The 15,956-nt window shown below is 52.2% G+C and carries 17 protein-coding genes; 11 read left to right on the top strand and 6 right to left on the bottom strand.

Going from position 1 to position 15,956, the window contains the following annotated elements; genetic code table 11:
• The first annotated feature begins 65 nt into the window (after positions 1–65).
• The 8 genes from AB7C91_RS03500 (at position 66) to AB7C91_RS03465 (ending at position 7,348) form a co-directional block, all read left to right on the top strand.
• On the top strand, positions 66–596 hold the full coding sequence (locus tag AB7C91_RS03500) for a TRAP transporter small permease (RefSeq protein ID WP_428589256.1): 531 nt from the start codon (positions 66–68) through the stop codon (positions 594–596).
• Positions 593–1,882: a TRAP transporter large permease gene (locus AB7C91_RS03495; protein ID WP_332447772.1), complete on the top strand. Its 1,290-nt coding sequence runs from the start codon at positions 593–595 to the stop codon at positions 1,880–1,882. Before AB7C91_RS03500 ends, AB7C91_RS03495 begins: the two co-directional genes overlap by 4 nt.
• A 15-nt stretch (positions 1,883–1,897) precedes the next feature.
• Positions 1,898–2,821 carry a dihydrodipicolinate synthase family protein gene (locus tag AB7C91_RS03490; protein WP_332447771.1) on the top strand — a complete coding sequence of 308 codons (924 nt, stop codon included), beginning with the start codon at positions 1,898–1,900 and terminating at the stop codon, positions 2,819–2,821.
• Positions 2,818–3,594 carry an HpcH/HpaI aldolase family protein gene (locus AB7C91_RS03485; RefSeq protein ID WP_332447770.1) on the top strand — a complete coding sequence of 259 codons (777 nt, stop codon included), beginning with the start codon at positions 2,818–2,820 and terminating at the stop codon, positions 3,592–3,594. Before AB7C91_RS03490 ends, AB7C91_RS03485 begins: the two co-directional genes overlap by 4 nt.
• A 21-nt stretch (positions 3,595–3,615) precedes the next feature.
• Positions 3,616–4,377 carry a FadR/GntR family transcriptional regulator gene (locus AB7C91_RS03480; RefSeq protein WP_332447769.1) on the top strand — a complete coding sequence of 254 codons (762 nt, stop codon included), beginning with the start codon at positions 3,616–3,618 and terminating at the stop codon, positions 4,375–4,377.
• A gap of 68 nt (positions 4,378–4,445) precedes the next feature.
• A complete protein-coding gene (locus AB7C91_RS03475) occupies positions 4,446–5,513 on the top strand; it encodes a cobalamin B12-binding domain-containing protein (RefSeq protein ID WP_428589251.1) in 1,068 nt (355 codons plus the stop codon).
• The gene (locus AB7C91_RS03470) at positions 5,510–6,541 is read left to right on the top strand and encodes a GGDEF domain-containing protein (RefSeq protein WP_428589248.1); all 1,032 of its coding nucleotides are present in this window, start codon (positions 5,510–5,512) and stop codon (positions 6,539–6,541) included. Before AB7C91_RS03475 ends, AB7C91_RS03470 begins: the two co-directional genes overlap by 4 nt.
• A 57-nt stretch (positions 6,542–6,598) precedes the next feature.
• A complete protein-coding gene (locus AB7C91_RS03465; RefSeq protein WP_332447766.1) occupies positions 6,599–7,348 on the top strand; it encodes a MerR family transcriptional regulator in 750 nt (249 codons plus the stop codon).
• Here the strand turns inward: AB7C91_RS03465 and AB7C91_RS03460 are convergent.
• Positions 7,345–7,722, bottom strand: a complete 378-nt coding sequence (locus tag AB7C91_RS03460; RefSeq protein ID WP_428589245.1) for an iron chaperone — start codon at positions 7,720–7,722, stop codon at positions 7,345–7,347. The two genes, AB7C91_RS03465 and AB7C91_RS03460, sit on opposite strands and share 4 nt — an antisense overlap.
• A 3-nt stretch (positions 7,723–7,725) precedes the next feature.
• Entirely contained in the window at positions 7,726–8,727 is a 1,002-nt protein-coding gene (locus AB7C91_RS03455; protein WP_332447764.1) for an aldo/keto reductase, read from the bottom strand.
• 63 nt (positions 8,728–8,790) lie between these two features.
• On the opposite strand from AB7C91_RS03455, the gene AB7C91_RS03450 reads away from it, so the two are divergent.
• Positions 8,791–9,861, top strand: coding sequence for a M20/M25/M40 family metallo-hydrolase (locus AB7C91_RS03450; protein ID WP_428589241.1), 1,071 nt, complete (start codon positions 8,791–8,793; stop codon positions 9,859–9,861).
• Entirely contained in the window at positions 9,858–10,781 is a 924-nt protein-coding gene (locus tag AB7C91_RS03445; protein ID WP_332447762.1) for a ketopantoate reductase family protein, read from the top strand. The genes AB7C91_RS03450 and AB7C91_RS03445 overlap by 4 nt, the downstream gene beginning before the upstream one ends.
• Here AB7C91_RS03445 and AB7C91_RS03440 read toward each other — a convergent pair.
• Positions 10,753–11,646 (bottom strand): HRDC domain-containing protein, encoded by an 894-nt coding sequence (locus AB7C91_RS03440; protein ID WP_332447761.1) that lies wholly within the window; start codon positions 11,644–11,646, stop codon positions 10,753–10,755. The genes AB7C91_RS03445 and AB7C91_RS03440 overlap by 29 nt on opposite strands.
• Before the next feature lie 314 nt (positions 11,647–11,960).
• On the opposite strand from AB7C91_RS03440, the gene AB7C91_RS03435 reads away from it, so the two are divergent.
• The gene (locus AB7C91_RS03435; RefSeq protein ID WP_332447760.1) at positions 11,961–13,115 is read left to right on the top strand and encodes an iron-containing alcohol dehydrogenase; all 1,155 of its coding nucleotides are present in this window, start codon (positions 11,961–11,963) and stop codon (positions 13,113–13,115) included.
• Between the two features lie 76 nt (positions 13,116–13,191).
• On the opposite strand, the gene AB7C91_RS03430 is transcribed toward AB7C91_RS03435, so the two are convergent.
• The 3 genes from AB7C91_RS03430 to AB7C91_RS03420 all read right to left on the bottom strand — a co-directional run bounded on the left by AB7C91_RS03430 (position 13,192) and on the right by AB7C91_RS03420 (position 15,898).
• A complete protein-coding gene (locus AB7C91_RS03430; RefSeq protein WP_332447759.1) occupies positions 13,192–14,478 on the bottom strand; it encodes a uracil-xanthine permease family protein in 1,287 nt (428 codons plus the stop codon).
• A gap of 259 nt (positions 14,479–14,737) precedes the next feature.
• On the bottom strand, positions 14,738–14,881 hold the full coding sequence (locus AB7C91_RS03425; RefSeq protein WP_332447758.1) for a hypothetical protein: 144 nt from the start codon (positions 14,879–14,881) through the stop codon (positions 14,738–14,740).
• A gap of 63 nt (positions 14,882–14,944) precedes the next feature.
• Positions 14,945–15,898: a WYL domain-containing protein gene (locus AB7C91_RS03420; RefSeq protein ID WP_332447757.1), complete on the bottom strand. Its 954-nt coding sequence runs from the start codon at positions 15,896–15,898 to the stop codon at positions 14,945–14,947.
• Between the last annotated feature and the right edge of the window lie 58 nt (positions 15,899–15,956).

Here is a 15,956-nt window from a genome sequence, read left to right as displayed (position 1 = left end):
GCTTCCTGCAACCCGGGGCCGGTACGCCCCGGGTTTCTGTTCATTCTGAGTAGGAGACCAACCACGTGAAAAAACTAGCGTTGTTTCTCAGGGATGTCATGGAAGTCTACATTCCTATCATCGCCTTCATCTTTTTGTTTCTGGCATTCATCCTGCAAGTGTTCTTCCGCTATGTGGTCAACCATCCGTTGACCTGGACGCAGGATATCATTGTCATCGGATTCTGCTGGTCGGTCATCCTCGGTGCCTGCTACACCATGCGCCGCAAGGGACATGTCCAGTTCACCATGCTCTATGATGCGTACAGCCCGAAGGTAGCCGCCTGGGCGCGTATAATCGGCAACCTGTTGATCATCTTCACCTTCGTCGCCATGGTCATTCCCTCTTTCAAGTATGCCTTCTTCGTAGGCTTCCAGAAAACTCCGGTACTCCGGGTTCCCTATACCTGGATTTTCCTTCCCTTCACGTATTTTCTGCTTTCGATCATCGGGTACACGATCAAACCGGTCATTGAGGACTGGAACGTTATTACCGGAAAGCTCGATGACAGCGTCGACCACAGATTTGATCCACTGCTTGGGGAGGTGAAACAATGAGTTTTCCCTTATTCGTCACCCTGTTTGTGTTCATCCTGATATTTTTGCTCAGGATGCCGATCGCCCTCGGTATGCTCGCTTCGGCAGCATGCTACCTCTTGGTCAAGGGCGCCGACCTGAGTCTGGTCGTCAATCAGGTCATGAACACCTATTATACCAATTATGTCATCATCGCTGTTCCCCTGTTCATCTTCACCGCCAATGTCATGAACTCCGGAAAGGTCACCGATATGATCTTCAAATTCGCCGGCGGACTGACCGGACGGATGCGTGGAGCCCTCGGACAGGTGAACGTCATAGCATCCTTGATCTTCAGCGGTATGACCGGATCGGCCATCGCCGATGCCGCAGGTCTGGGAAAAATCGAGATCGAGGCAATGAAGGAAGATGGATATGATCCCGAATTCAGCTGTGCCATCACCGCGGCATCAGCGACGATTGGACCGATCTTCCCGCCTTCGATTCCCTTGGTCATCTATGCAATGCTTTCCAGCACATCGGTAGGGGCTTTGTTCATGGGAGGCATGGTACCTGCCATCCTCTTGGCTGCCTTCCTGATGATCTACGTGGCAGTGGTAGCAAAGAAACGCAACTATCCCCGTGGAGATAAAATGGTATGGAAGACCTTCCTTGTCTTCACCATTCGGGCCCTTCCTGCTCTCCTTACCCCCGTCATCCTGCTGGTCGGCATCTATACCGGTGTGATGACCCCCACTGAAGCGGGTGCCATTGCCGGCTTGTACGCCCTGCTTGTTTCCGTCTTTGCCTACAAGGCGATGGGATTCAAGGATCTGATGGAAGTCATTCGCTCCACGATCAAGGATGTCGGGGCAACCAGCATCATGATCGGAGCGGCAACCATCATCAGTTATATTGTAGCCCGTGAGCAGCTTGCGGCGAACATCGGCAACTGGATCCTCGGTTTTACGTCCAACAAGTATACCTTCCTGTTGTTGGTGAACGTGGTAATCCTGGTATTGGGCATGTTCATGGATACCTCCACCATCCAGTTGGTCTTCGTACCCATCATGATTCCAGTGGCTGCGAAATTGGGTATCGACATGATCCATTTTGGTTTGGTCGTCACCTTCAATATGATGGTCGGGCTCTCCACCCCGCCGTTCGGGATGCTGCTCTTCATTACCAGCGGCATATCAGGAACCCCGTTGAAGGGGGTAATGAAGGAGATCATCTGGCCGCTGGCGGTCATGTTGATCGTCTTGGTCATCATCACCTACTTCCCGAATGTCACTCTCTTCCTGCCCAGAGCTGCAGGACTTATCTAAGGAGCAAAGCAAGTCATGAAAGAAACCTACAACGGCTGTTGGCCGACCATGATCACGCCCTTTACCGAGAACAACAAAGTTGACTTTCCTGCGGTACAGGCGCTTACCGACTGGTATATCGATCGCGGGTGCGACGGCATCTTCGCCGTCTGCCAGTCCAGTGAGATGTTCTTCCTTTCCGAGCAGGAGAAGCTCGACATCGCAAAAGCGGTGGTGGATGCCGCCGACGGTCGTGTCAAGGTAATAGCCAGCGGCCATACCAGCGACGACCACCAAAAACAAATCCAGGAATTGGGGGCCATGGCTGAGACAGGCGTGAACGCGGTAGTGCTCGTCTCCAACCGTCTGGCGCAACAACAGGAAGACAGCGAGGTATTCAATGCCAACGCACAAGACATCTTCGCACAGTTGCCGTCGGTGACCTTCGGCCTGTATGAATGTCCCTACCCGTACCTTCGGTTGTTGGACGACCAATTCCTCGCCTGGGCGGCCAAGGAAGACAAGCTGGTATTCCTCAAGGATGTCTCCTGCTCATTGGAGATTGAAAAACGACGGGCTCAGCTGGTCAAGGGGACCAAGCTTGCACTTTTCAATGCAAATACCGCCACGTTGCTCGATTCCTGGTATGCAGGATATGACGGGTACAACGGGGTCATGGCGAATTTCCATATCGACATCTACAAATGGATGTACGAGCACTTTGCCAGCGAACCTGAATTGGCCCGGAAAGTGAGTGATTTCCTTACCGTGGCTGCGGTCAGTGAAGTACGTGCATACCCGGTGAATGCCAAATACCATTATGATCTCACCGGTACTCCCATGAGTCTGGTCACCCGCTCCAGGAGTGTTTCCCTGCTCAACGAGAATGCCCGCCTGGAGATCTCCAGCCTGATCCGCATGGAACAGGAAATGCGTACGCTGTTGGGACTGAAACAATGAACAAGGGAAGAGAACTGCGGGCGTTGCTGAGAAGTGGCAACGCCCTCGGAGGACATGTATTTCTCAACGACCCGGCGATCACCGAGGCATTGGCTCGGTATGGGTATGATTTCATCTGGATCGATGCCGAGCATGGCCCGTTTGACAAGCAGACAACACTTCTGCACGTTATGGCGGCCAATGCCGGTGGAGCTGCAGCCTTCGTACGGGTTGCCAGCCAGGAGATGGATGTCATCAAACCGGTATTGGAAATGGGGATCGACGGAATCATCATCCCGATGGTTATGGATGAAACGGAAGCGGAGAAAGCACTTTCCTGGTGCCTCTATCCACCCAAAGGAAACCGTGGATTCGGTCCGAGACGGGCGATCGAGTATGGGAGAGAGGATTTGCAAACGTATCTGAAAGCGAGCGAAGAAAGCTTTCTACGCATTGTACAGATCGAGCATATCCGTGCGGTGGAGCATATCGACGCAATCCTTGCGCTGGATAGTCTTGATGCCGTGATCATCGGCCCGAACGATTTGTCCGCTTCGATCTCCCGATTGGGAGACAGTCTCCACCCTGAGGTGCTCGCCCTGGGCCGTACGGTGGTGCAAGCCGCCAAGCGGGCCGGCAAACCGGTCGGAGTCTCGATTGCCCCGGATGAGCACGTTATCAGGACTTGGAAGGAAATCGGTGTCGATTTCATCAGCTGCGGGGATGACATCTCCTTTTTGCAGATGGGTGCGAACCGAACCTTCGCCATGACCGGACATCATCCGACACACTAGCGGCAGAACAGGAAAATCAGTATGCTGGACCAAGAAAAGGAACTTGCCATGGACGTCTCTCAGTTTTCACTCTCTCGAACCAATCTCAGCCAGCAGGTGGCCGATCATCTGGAGGAAGTCATTCTCTCCTCTCCCACCAGCAAGGTGTCTGAGAAATTGCCGAGTGAGATGAAGCTGGCCAAGCAGTACAATGTCAGCCGACCGGTCATACGGGAGGCTATGAAGTTGCTGCAGGAACGTGGCTTGATCACCTTGAAGAATGGAAGCGGGGCGTATATCACCCGGCCTGAAACCGATACGGTGATGAATGCGGTCAACCGCATCATGCAGGTGGACCGCATCAGCGCCGACGACCTGACCCAAGTCCGGGAGATCCTCGAACTTTCCTCGGTCGATCTTGCAGTCAAGAAAATCACCGATGCCGATATCGAAAAAATGGATGCAATTCTCAGTCGGTTCGAGGACAAGACCCTCCCGTTGAAAGAACGGGTGAAACTGGATGAACAATTTCATCTGGCCATCGCCCAAGCCGCAGGCAATGATCTCTTGACCATGTTCATCGGGGTGTTGACCTCCCTCTTGCGAGATTATATGGGCAAAGGAATCCTCATCGAAGGCGGCATCGATGACGGAATCCGCAGACACCGAATCATCTTTGAGGCATTGGCGAATCGGGACCCCCAAGCCGCCCATAAGGCGATGGTCGACCATCTCAAGGTCTCCAGCCTCAATGTAAAATTCTTCGACAAGGAAGGTACGGCGGCGAAAAATCTGTCGCTCTGACCATTCTTCGTATCCACCTCAGCCAATTGCTGGTATTCTGGGAGTACATCGCACTCAGGAGGTCTTCCATGAGTTTACTGCTCACCAGCATCGAACCCAATCTCATCAGCCTCGCCCAAACAATCTTTGACAGTCAATTTGCCGAAGATCCCCGATTGGTAGTAGAAATGGATGAGCGCCGTAAGCGCCTGATGTTCGAGGATATCCTCTACAATTTCAGTTTTCTCACCACGGCGGTAAACCTGGAGGACGGGACCATCTTCACCAATTATGCGGTGTGGTTGTATGAGCTCTTGTGCAATCTGATGAAGGATCTTGACCGTGATCGGATCAAGGATCAGATGGTCGGCCATTATTGCATCCTCAGACGATTTTCCCAAAAATTGTTTGGTGAAGACCGAAGCGATCTGGCAAATACCTACCTCGACCAAGCCATCAAGGCTACGGAGATGGCAGTCGACAACATCGAGGTATCACCGCAATTCCTCCAGGGAAGGCATCAGAAGATTCGACGCGACTACCTGAACGCCTTGCTTCGCAGTGATACGAATCGGGCGATCCAAATCATTCGCGATGCCGAGGCGCAAGGCATCGAGATCGATCAGATTTATGAGGACATCATCCGCTTGACCATGCTGGAAGTCGGAGAATTGTGGCACAAGAACATAATAACCGTGGATAAGGAACATTACTGCACATCGACCACCCAGATGATCCTCTCCCTGTTCTACCCTACCATCTTCAGCCAACCGAGCAAGCAGAAGAAGATTCTTACCTGCTGTATCGGAAGCGAACTCCATGAGATGGGAGGCAGGATGGTCAGCGACCTGTTCGAGTACCATGGGTGGGAGAGCATCTACCTTGGGGCAGCAGTCCCCGTTGCATCACTGCTGCATGCAATCGAGGAGCATACACCGGATTTGGTAGCACTTTCGGTGACGATGCCCCAATATCTGGGCATCTGCCATGAGGCGGTGGTCGCTTTACGCAATGCACACCCCTCGCTTCTGATCGCAGTCGGCGGCAGGGCGTTTTCCACCAGCAACGCCATCTATACCCGCTGGCCGATCGACATCTATACAGAACTGGCCACCGAGCTTCTCTACTGGGCTGAAAAGGCGGTACAAAGGCAATGACAACGTTTTTTGCCAGGACAGACACGCAAGGGGTGGTCCAACAAACCTATTGGTCCAACCCGATCAGTCTGGCTTTGCCGAATAAGACAATACTTCAGGATCTGGTTGCGTCTTCCGACCGGACACAATTCCAAACACTGTTTTCCAAGGTTTTGGAGACGGAGCAGCTGGTGTTCTGCGCACACCTCAACCTGCAGGAATTATCGGAGCGACTCTGCTTCTATACCCTCAGGCTGGAACAGGATGTCTGGGTGCTTGCCGTCGACTATGCAGTCGATCTGGAAGAAGAAACACAACAAAAGCACAATCAGATCATGTTCCGGCTGCTCGACAAATTCGCCTTGTTGCACGCACAACATACGCTCGGTGATACCGAAGTGGTGTACAACCATTTCGAACAAATCCAGAAACTCAACAACGAGTTGATCAACACGCAACGCGAGTTGCAGCGGGCGAACAAGAAACTGGCATTGCTCAATCAGGAATTGAACAACCGCTTGGTCAAGGATCCGTTGACCGGCTTGATCAGCCGATACCAATATCGGTCGGAGATGCAGGCAGCCATCGACCGTGATCCGCAGAAGCTCGGATTGTTCGCCTTCATCGACATCGACGACTTCAAACAGGTCAATGACACCTACGGCCATGCGGTGGGTGATGAATACTTGATCGCCCTTTCCCATCGCCTGGCAAGTCTTGCCGACATCTATCCACTTCTCGTCATGCGCATTGCCGGTGATGAGTTCGGCCTATACCTGCATGGCCTGCGGTCCATCAGCAACGAGTACGTCAAAGCCTTGGCGGATCAATTCACCCAACGGGTGACCAAAGAACGGATACAGACCTCAGCCGGACTGCTCCCCGTTTCCTGCAGCATCGGTTTCGCCGTCTACAACCGAGATACTTCCAATCTGTTTGCATTGATCGACTTTGCTGACTGGGCCATGTACTGTGCGAAAAAAAACGGTAAACATACATACTGTTTGTTTGACCGATTCGATTTTGAGAACCGGTTTGAAAAATCTTGAGCGTGTAGCTTGACCTTTCCGTTACGTGAGGGTGTATTGGTATATCCGGAGGGTAGGATGGATTACACGATTACTGCTGTTGCGCACTTGAGCGGAGTTACCCAGCGCACGCTGCGCTACTATGATGAAATCAATTTATTGCGACCGGGACGCAAAGGAGCACAAGAGTGCAGGCTGTACAGCCAGGAAGACCTTGCACGCCTGCAACAGATCCTGTTCTATCGTGAACTGGATTTCAGTCTTGAACACATCAGGACATTGATGAACCAGAAACACCAAGATCGGCTTGCCGTGCTGGAAAAACAGAGCATCTTATTGCAGGAGAAACGCAACAGGATCGATCAGATCCTTTCCACCCTTGAGAAGACCATCGCACAAGAGAAAGGAGAAATCACGATGAGCGACCAAGAACGGTTTGAAGGGTTCAAAAAACACCTGATCGAAGAAAATGAGAAAACCTACGGAAAAGAAGTGGAAGAGCGGTACGGAAAAGATGTGGCTGCACAATCGAATGCCAAGCTGCTCAAGATGGATGAAGCAACGTATCAAGAATTCATAGCCACCGGAGAACAGTTGCAACACGTATTCTCCGAGGCGCTTGCGACAGGAGACCCTACCAGTGAAAAAGCACGGGAACTGGCAGAACTGCATAAGACATGGCTTTTGTATACCTGGCCCGATTATTCCAAGGAAGCCCATGCCAATCTGGTACGGATGTACACCGAGGATGAACGATTCAATGCCTATTACCATGGCCATGCAGCGTTCCTCAGGGATGCCGTACTTGCCTATCTCCACCTTGCCTAAGTACGTTTTTTAGGCTTCTTGGCTTCCACCAAGGAACAACGGAAGCGAATGATTTCTTCGATCAAAGGCATGGGCAGCGGTTGGCCGACCGGGAACTGGATCGCCCCCTTGCTGGTGTGATACTGCTCAAGTTCGGCCTCGAATGCATCAATTGCCTCGGGCAGGGGATAGAGGCCGATGTGGCCCTTGAAGGCGGCGAAGTGGATCACATCCCCTTTGTCGGGCAACGAGAACGTAGGCATCCTCCATTTGATCGATTCGACTACACCAGGAACCAATGCATGGATCAGCGAGCGCAGCTGATCCATCATTACTTGTTTCTCCGGTTCAAAGCCTTGGATGTAGGCGTCTATGGCTTCATCGTAGGTTTGCACAGCCTATTTCCACCTTCCCAGAATCGCCTCAAGTCTGGAGAGCTCCTCTTCCCTGAAGGAGATCGGCTTCTCGACGGCTTTGAGATTTTGCAGCAACTGGTCGCTGCTGCTTGCCCCGATCAACACACTGGTGACCCGTGTGTCCTTGAGCAGCCAACTGACGGCCATCTCTGCAAGACTTTGACTGCGGAGCCGGGCCACGGCATCAAGCTCATTGAGCAAGGCAACCCGCTCTTCGGTGATCGTCTCTGCTTTGAGGAATCGGTTCTCACTGGCCCGGGAACCCGCAGGAATGGTTCCCTTCAGATACCGGCTGGTCAGCAGACCTTGCGCCAATGGGGAAAAACAGATGGTCCCCGCTTGGCCATCCATGGCATCAAGCAGATCATCAGCCTCCACCCAACGGTCGAGCATGGAATACCGGACCTGGTTGAGCACACAGGGACACCCCATATCCTTCAGCAACCTGATGGCTTTCACCGCATCCTTGGCATGGTAATTGGAAATACCGACATACAAGGCCTTTCCCTGGCGGACCACCTGCGCCAATGCTCCCATCGTCTCTTCCAACGGAGTATTTGGGTCGGGACGATGATGGTAAAAAATATCCACATACTCCAAGCCCATCCGCTTCAGGCTTTGGTCCAGGCTGGAGATCAGGTATTTGCGGCTGCCCCATTCGCCGTACGGACCGGGCCACATGTAATATCCCGCCTTGGTGGAAATCAGCAATTCATCGCGGTAAGAAGCAAGCTCGTCTTTCAGGATTCTCCCGAACCGTTCCTCCGCACTTCCCCCCGGAGGACCGTAGTTGTTGGCAAGATCGAAATGGGTGATCCCATGGTCAAAGGCAGTGGTAAGAATCGACCGGGTCTCCCGGTCATCGGCATCCGAGCCGAAGTTGTGCCAAAGTCCAAGCGACAATACAGGAAGCTTAAGCCCGCTGTGCCCTGCATACCGATACTCCATCGTCTCGTAGCGATGTTCATCTGCTGTGTACTTCATGGAACCATCATACACCACAGACAGGTGTGGTCAAAGCGATTTTTCCTGTGGTATAGTCAGACCATGCAAACACTCCTGGAAACATTCTTGACACTGACGTCCTTCGATTCCCCTTCCTTTGAGGAACAGGACATCGCACTGTATCTGGAACACGAATTGCTGAAGGCCGGTTTATCCACCGAATACGATGCAGTGGGGAACCTCTATGCGTATCTTCCCGGTACCGGAAAAAATGTGTTGCTCAATGCACATATGGATACTGTGGAGCTCGCCCGCAAAGCGAAGGTTGTAATCGAGGACGGCATCATCAGGACAGACGGGACCACAGCCCTTGGAGCTGACGACAAGGCAGCCGTCGCCGCCATCCTGACGACTTTACATACCATCAAGGAGCAGAACCTTCCCCATCCCTCGTTGGTGGTGCTGTTCACCACTTGTGAGGAACAAGGATTGCTCGGTGCCAAAAAATTGGACTTGGACAAACTCAAGGGCGTTGAGTATGCGTTCACCTTCGACGCTTCGCTGCCGGTAGGGCTTGCGGTTACCGCCGCCCCGTTCTATGACAAGATCGAGGCGGTCTTCAAAGGGAAGGGGGCCCATGCAGGGTTCAAGCCGGAGAGCGGCATCAGTGCCATCCAAATGGGCTGCGACGCTGTCAGTGCCATGAAACTCTTGCGCATCGACGAGGAAACCACGGCCAATGTCGGGTCCTTCCTCGCCCCGGGAGAAAAAAACATCGTATGCGACGAAGCCACCTTGGTTTTCGAAGCAAGGAGCCTGAACAACAAAAAACTTGCCGCACAGACCTCGCTGATGAAAGCCGCCCTTGTACAGGCAGCGAAGAAGAGCGGGGGCGAGGTGGAGATTCATCATGAGCATTTGTATGCAGGGTATCACCATCGGTTGGACAGTGAGGTGATTTCCGTATTCAAAGCAGCCTGCAACAAACTTGCACTGCCCTACCGGGAAGCACCCACACTGGGAGGCAGCGATGCAAACATCCTCAATGAACGGGGGATTCCGGCATTGGTTTGCAGCATCGGCTACGAGGAAGCGCACACAAAAGCTGAATATATACCGGTGGCTGAGCTGGAGAAGCTCGCCGCCTTGATCTTGGAGTTGGCAACACTATGAACACCATTACTCTTATCGGTTGCGGGGCCGTCGGTGCCCTATATGGATTGCGTTTCCATAATTTTCTGGGGGAGAAGCAGGTCTGTTTTCTGGTTGATGAACAGCGGAAAGCACGCTATGAGCGGGAAGGCATTTTCCTGAACGGGACGAAAGCTCCGTTCCGGTATGCAACCCCCCAAGAGGCTGAAGTCTCCGATCTCGTGATTCTGGCCACCAAGAACCATCACCTCCAGGATGCAATTGAACTGATGAGACCGGTGGTAGGAGAGCAGACGGTCATCCTCTCCTTGCTCAACGGTATCGAAAGTGAGCGCATCCTTTCCTCGGTGTTCGGAGAAGAGAAAGTGCTGTATAGTTTTGCCGTCGGCCTGAACGCTACCCATGCGGGCAATGCCATCTCGTATACGGAGGAAGGTCACATCGTCTTCGGAGAGAAGGACAACCGCAGGAGTGAACGAGTCGAGTCGATCATCTCGCTGTTCGACCGGGCGGGCATCGCCTGTGTCGTCCCACAGGATATTCACCGGGAGTTGTGGAACAAATTCATGCTCAACACCGCTTACAATACAATCAGCAGCTTGTTGGGTGCATCCTACGGGGAACTTGCCCAAGACAGCGTATGGACGCTGACTCAGCAAGTTTGCAAGGAAGTGCAGGCGATTGCCAAAGCCGAAGGAGTGGACCTTCCCGATTCCTTGGTGGTGCAAAATCACAAAGTGGTCACCTCACTCGGATTCGCAGGAAAGACATCGATGTGTCAGGATATGCTGGCGGGAAGGCCGACCGAAAACCCATGGTTTTGCGGTACGGTGATCAAGCTGGGAATACAACACGGCATTCCCACCCCTACTTGCGAAGTGCTGTCACTTCTGGTGGAATCCCGTCAAGCCATCAACCGAATGCGTGCCCAAGTTCGCTGAGCGCCGTTTTCTTCGCCTGCTTAAGGGCATCAATCAATTCCGCGGCTCTCCGGGGAGTGCAGGTTCCACAATAGATGTGGAAATCTGCATCGGTGGAAGGCACCTGCTTCGCCATCTCAAGCAACAGGTGCTTCTCCAGGATGCGGACTGCAGGAACATCGTACTTCTGGGCAAGGGTATCGCGTGCGATGAAAAAGTTCTTTAGATACACCTTTTCCTCTCGACTCAGGTATTTCCAGGAGGAGAATTTCTCCCATCCCGGCTTATCCGGACCCTTGCTCTTCCCGACGGTTCGCATTTCCTCTTCCACACGCTCTTGCAGGCCTTTCTCCTGCAGATCAGCAACTAAACAAGCTTTCAAGGTGAACAGATGTTCCACATCGGAAAGGGCGTATTGGATTTGGTCCGCTTTCAGCGGCCTGACCAACCAATTGGTCATCTGGTTTTTCTTCTTGTTGGAACCGGAGTGTTTCTCCGCCTCCGGGATGTAGCGTTCGACCAAGGAAGAGAGGTTGCCGGTGTACCCAAGGGCCAAGGCACTGACCCGGATATCATAGACCCCTTCGAGCATGATGCCGTATTGCTTGCGCACCAAGGCGGAATCACTTGCGCAATCGAACATGATCTTCTCAAGGGAAGGATCTTCCAACAACTGCTTCATACTCTGAACAGAGACGGAGAAGGGATCGATGAGATAGTAGGAGGATCCATCAAAGAGCTGGATCAAACACAGGTGTTCTCCATACTTATGCAGGTTGAACTCCCCTTCGAAGTCCATGGCGATCGTAGTGGTCCCCGTCTGCTTCCAGGTTTGGAGCAGCGTTTGCAAAGCGGTGTCGGCAGCAATCATGGTGTAACTAAGCATAGATTGATAGCATAGCAAATTACTGATAAAAATTGAATCATATACGCATAGATGAATGAAAGAAGCATGATGAGTGTATAATTATACATCCATATATCACGATACATACGTATATTATGCGTTCTAAAGAATATTTAATCGAATAAAACTCAACAATCTGCATTTTAATATCCTATACTTCTAATTATCATGCAATTATTACTGCATACTTTTGCTTTATCTGCAATTCTTTCAATATATACCAAAATCTCCTTTTCAGGATAAATATTTATCGATACTGTATGTCATACAGATTTTCCCAAGGAGCGTTATCCATGAGTACCCAGTGCTTCTCAATCCCACGAACCATCTATTACAAAGAAGGCTCGCTCTCCACCCTTGCCCTGCTCAAAGGCAAACGGGCTGCCATTGTAACCGGTGGCAATTCCATGAAACGATTTGGATTCATCGACAAGGCAACAGCCTTGCTGAAACAAGCAGGCATTGAATCCATCCTCATCGACGGCGTTGAACCGAACCCTTCGGTCGCCACCGTAAAACGCGGAGCTGAGGCCATGCTTGCATTCGGCCCTGATTGGATCGTAGCCATTGGAGGGGGGTCCGCCCTCGATGCCGCAAAGGTGATGTGGTGTTTTTACGAACATCCCGAGATCAGCTTCGAGTCCATCATCCAACCCGGCAGCATGCCCGGACTGCGGAACAAGGCACGTTTCATTGCCATCCCCTCTACCAGCGGAACGGCAAGTGAAATCACCGCATTCTCGGTCATCACAGATACGGAGACCCACATCAAATACCCCATCGTGGCAGCTGATATGGTTCCAGACATCGCCATCCTCGACCCTGCCCTTCCCATGACCATGCCCAAGCACATCACCGCCAATACCGGTATGGATGTCATGTGCCATGCCCTGGAGGCGGTGGTCTCCACCGCAGCAACCGCTTTCACCGATCCGTATGCGATCCAGGCGATCAAAATGGTTCTGGATAACCTGCCAACGGCCTACCAACAACCCACCAACCTCGTAGCAAGAGAAGCCATGCACGAAGCTTCTGCGCTTGCCGGAATGGCGTTCACCAATGCAAGTCTGGGCCTGGTTCACTCAATGGCCCACAAAATCGGAGGAGAGTTCGGCGTCACCCATGGTTTGGCCAATGCCATCCTGCTTCCCTACGTCATTGCGTTCAACAGAAACCATACGGACAAGTATGCGTATGCAGAACATATGCTCGGTATTCCCGATCTGGCAAAGGCGGTCAGTGCGCTGAACAAGAGTATGGATATTCCTTGCTGCTTCAAGGATTGCACCGAAGTTGATTTTGCCGAAGATAAATTCCTCGCGGTATTGGACCGCATGAGCCGCCATGCATTCGAGGATCCCTGTACGCTCACCAATCCAGGAACACCTACTCCAGATGATGTGAAAATGCTGTTTGAGGCTGCATACTACGGAAAGACAATCGCCTGATTCTCGTTTGCAACTCTATCGAAGCAAGGCCGCTGCAATGCAGCGGCCTTGTCCATTCCATCCAGCATGAGGCTGCTCAAACAGCATGTTCCTTGGGAAGAATCAAATTGAGCAGAATGCCCACCAAAGTTGCCAAGGCGACTCCGGCGAGCGTGAACGTAAGCTCCTTTCCCATAGCGAAGGAAAGTGTCCCGCCACCGATTCCGATGACCAGAATGACACTGCTGACCGTCAGATTCCGCTTGTCCTCGTAGTTGACCCCACTGTCCACCAAGGTTCTCAAACCGCTTGAGGCGATCGTACCGAACAAAAGCATCGAGATACCGCCCAAAACAGGACTGGGAATCGTCTGGATCAAAGCACCGAACTTGGGGAAGAAGGAAAGCAACACGGCGATGACTGCAGCACCTCCGGTCACATAGACGCTGTAGACCTTGGTAAGGGCCAGAACCCCGATGTTCTCCCCATAGGTGGTGTTGGGAGGACCGCCCCAGAAGGAAGCCCACAACGTCGCAAGTCCGTCACCGGCAAGCGTGCGGTGGAGTCCCGGATCCTTGTAGAAATCCTTTCCCACGACCTTTGAGATGGTCAAGGTATCACCAAGATGTTCGCAGATGGTGGCGAAGGAAACCACTATAAAGGTAACCGTGGCAACCAGGTTGAACTTGGGAAGTGCAAAGGTAGGCAACCCGAACCAAGCGGCATCCTGGACGCTCTTGAAGTCAATCAGTGCATAGGCGGGGAAGATCAGGCCCATGATCAAGGCGAAGAAGTAACCGGAAAGCAATCCGATCAAAACGGGGATGATGCTGAAGAATCCACGACTGAAGATGTTTGCGATGATGGTGAGCGACAAGGTTACAGCTGCAATCATCAAGCAATAGAGGCTGTAATTTCCGCTGGCATCATTCATTGCCATTCCCATGGCGGTCGGAGCCAGATTCAAGCCGATGACGATGATGACCGAACCGATGACCACCGGGGGAAGGGCGGTATTCAACCAGCCGTGCCCGCTCTTCTTGATGATGAATGCCACCAGGGTATAGAACAAACCGCTGACAAACGCACCTCCCATTGCATACCCGACTCCGTACGCACTGCTGATGGCGATCAGGGCGGGGATGAAGGCAAACGAGGATCCGAGAAAGGCCGGGACTTTTGCACCGGTGATGAGGATGTACAGCAAGGTTCCGGTTCCAGCGGTAAACAATGCAGTGCTCGGGTTCAGGCCGGTGAGGATCGGTACCAGGATGGTAGCACCGAACATTGCGAAGACATGCTGGATACTCAGAGGAATCCATTGTCCCAAAGGCGGCTTTTCAGCCGGTCCATACTTGACGGAGTTGGATGGATGTTTTGCCATCAGAAAGCTCCTTGAGCCTGCACACGAAACCACGCAAATACGTATCCGGTGCAAACAGAGGGGGATGATGACTTGCAGGAAGTCTCTCCATCCTACCGAGAAAACGTGCGCTATGGGAAGTGTATGATGCGGTACTTCTGTGATTTTTAAGACAAATGAGCACCAAATTGCAACACTATGCCAAAAATGAAGACACGGTTTTCCGATTTGGGCAACGTTGGTGTTGAATTCCTTACTTTCGGTGATGCAGACTTCCTTCTCATTTCCTGAACAATACGGACAATGAACCATAGAGCAACAGCAACGGGGAACAAAGCAGGACCGCGAATACAAACAGAAGCATCAACGGAACCGATGAAATCATCCTGTCATACCAGACGGGAAGTTTGGGTGTTTCTTGCATGGGGCATCTCTCCTTGGGGTACAGGAAGAGCATACAACGATTACTACGACATACAATGTCACACTAAAAGAAATCTGCATGAAGTGCCATATCTTGCACCATAGCTTTATACATGTCCACAAACTCAGGCGGGCTGACCGGACGGGCATGTACGCCGAAGGAGAGCAGCGAAGAAAGGATCTCATGCAGGTCGGCAACCGGGAGTGTCACTTCCAAGGCTTCTTGTTGGCCTTCCATCACCCGTCTGACCTTCTGCTGGGCATGCCATGTCTGGGTGGAGAGCGTCTCCTTCGCCCAGTCGTACACCCGGAAGGTCACATAGGTGATTTCCTTTCCCAGAAAAATGCCGTATCCGGCATTAACGAATGCATTCAGTTCCGCCTCTGCATATCGTCTTTGCATACGATCGCCGACAATCTGGGCGATCGAGAGAATGCGTGAAAGATGAAAGGTTCTCAGCTGATGATGCTTCAGATCAAACGCAAGCAAATACCACCTGCCACTGTAATTCACCAACCGCACGGGTTCGATATGCCGATTTGATTCCTGTCCTGCGGCATTGCGGTAATGCATGGTCATACGCTCTTCACATTTCATGGCAGAGCATATCCGGTTGAAAATCTCATAATCCGGCCAGTCCTGGACTGGGGTGATGAAGATGATTTTCTCAGACAAGGAGCGATAGCTCTTCTCCACCCCGCTGTCCAATCCCTCACTGAGCATCTCGGTCAAGGTGGACATCAGTCCTTGTGACTGCGCAAGGCTGCGGAAGATGGCATTGAATACCAGCAGTCGTTCATTGCTGTTGGAAAACAGGGTGAATGGTTGGGTGTAGGTATACCATTTCTGTTTCGGGTCATACGCCAAGGGAGCTTGCAGTTGCTCACGCATGTACGCAAGGTCGCGGAGAACCTGTCGCCGCGATATCGCAAACTCTGAGAGTATGCGGACAGTCTGAATGCCACCGTACTCCTCGATGGTACGGTTGATGAATACGATTCGTTCCAATTGATTCATGACTGCAGTATACAACACAACAGCCCTCCGTTGGGGGAGAGCTGTTGCAGAACGCTAG

It is taken from the genome of Sphaerochaeta sp. (assembly GCF_050256055.1).
Taxonomy (GTDB): domain Bacteria; phylum Spirochaetota; class Spirochaetia; order Sphaerochaetales; family Sphaerochaetaceae; genus Sphaerochaeta.
The sequence above is the reverse complement of the archived record's forward strand: the minus strand, read 5'-3'. Positions and strand labels throughout refer to the sequence as shown.

Bases quoted from the DNA above. Each gene is read 5' to 3' on its own strand.
- AB7C91_RS03490 (WP_332447771.1), top strand. From the start codon at position 1,898: ATGAAAGAAACCTACAACGGCTGTTGGCCGACCATGATCACGCCCTTT.
- AB7C91_RS03425 (WP_332447758.1), bottom strand. From the start codon at position 14,881: ATGCAAGAAACACCCAAACTTCCCGTCTGGTATGACAGGATGATTTCA.
- AB7C91_RS03455 (WP_332447764.1), bottom strand. From the start codon at position 8,727: ATGAAGTACACAGCAGATGAACATCGCTACGAGACGATGGAGTATCGG.
- AB7C91_RS03475 (WP_428589251.1), top strand. From the start codon at position 4,446: ATGAGTTTACTGCTCACCAGCATCGAACCCAATCTCATCAGCCTCGCC.
- AB7C91_RS03430 (WP_332447759.1), bottom strand. From the start codon at position 14,478: ATGGCAAAACATCCATCCAACTCCGTCAAGTATGGACCGGCTGAAAAG.
- AB7C91_RS03420 (WP_332447757.1), bottom strand. From the start codon at position 15,898: ATGAATCAATTGGAACGAATCGTATTCATCAACCGTACCATCGAGGAG.
- AB7C91_RS03450 (WP_428589241.1), top strand. From the start codon at position 8,791: ATGCAAACACTCCTGGAAACATTCTTGACACTGACGTCCTTCGATTCC.
- AB7C91_RS03485 (WP_332447770.1), top strand. From the start codon at position 2,818: ATGAACAAGGGAAGAGAACTGCGGGCGTTGCTGAGAAGTGGCAACGCC.
- AB7C91_RS03445 (WP_332447762.1), top strand. From the start codon at position 9,858: ATGAACACCATTACTCTTATCGGTTGCGGGGCCGTCGGTGCCCTATAT.
- AB7C91_RS03440 (WP_332447761.1), bottom strand. From the start codon at position 11,646: ATGCTTAGTTACACCATGATTGCTGCCGACACCGCTTTGCAAACGCTG.
- AB7C91_RS03435 (WP_332447760.1), top strand. From the start codon at position 11,961: ATGAGTACCCAGTGCTTCTCAATCCCACGAACCATCTATTACAAAGAA.
- AB7C91_RS03470 (WP_428589248.1), top strand. From the start codon at position 5,510: ATGACAACGTTTTTTGCCAGGACAGACACGCAAGGGGTGGTCCAACAA.
- AB7C91_RS03495 (WP_332447772.1), top strand. From the start codon at position 593: ATGAGTTTTCCCTTATTCGTCACCCTGTTTGTGTTCATCCTGATATTT.
- AB7C91_RS03480 (WP_332447769.1), top strand. From the start codon at position 3,616: ATGCTGGACCAAGAAAAGGAACTTGCCATGGACGTCTCTCAGTTTTCA.
- AB7C91_RS03465 (WP_332447766.1), top strand. From the start codon at position 6,599: ATGGATTACACGATTACTGCTGTTGCGCACTTGAGCGGAGTTACCCAG.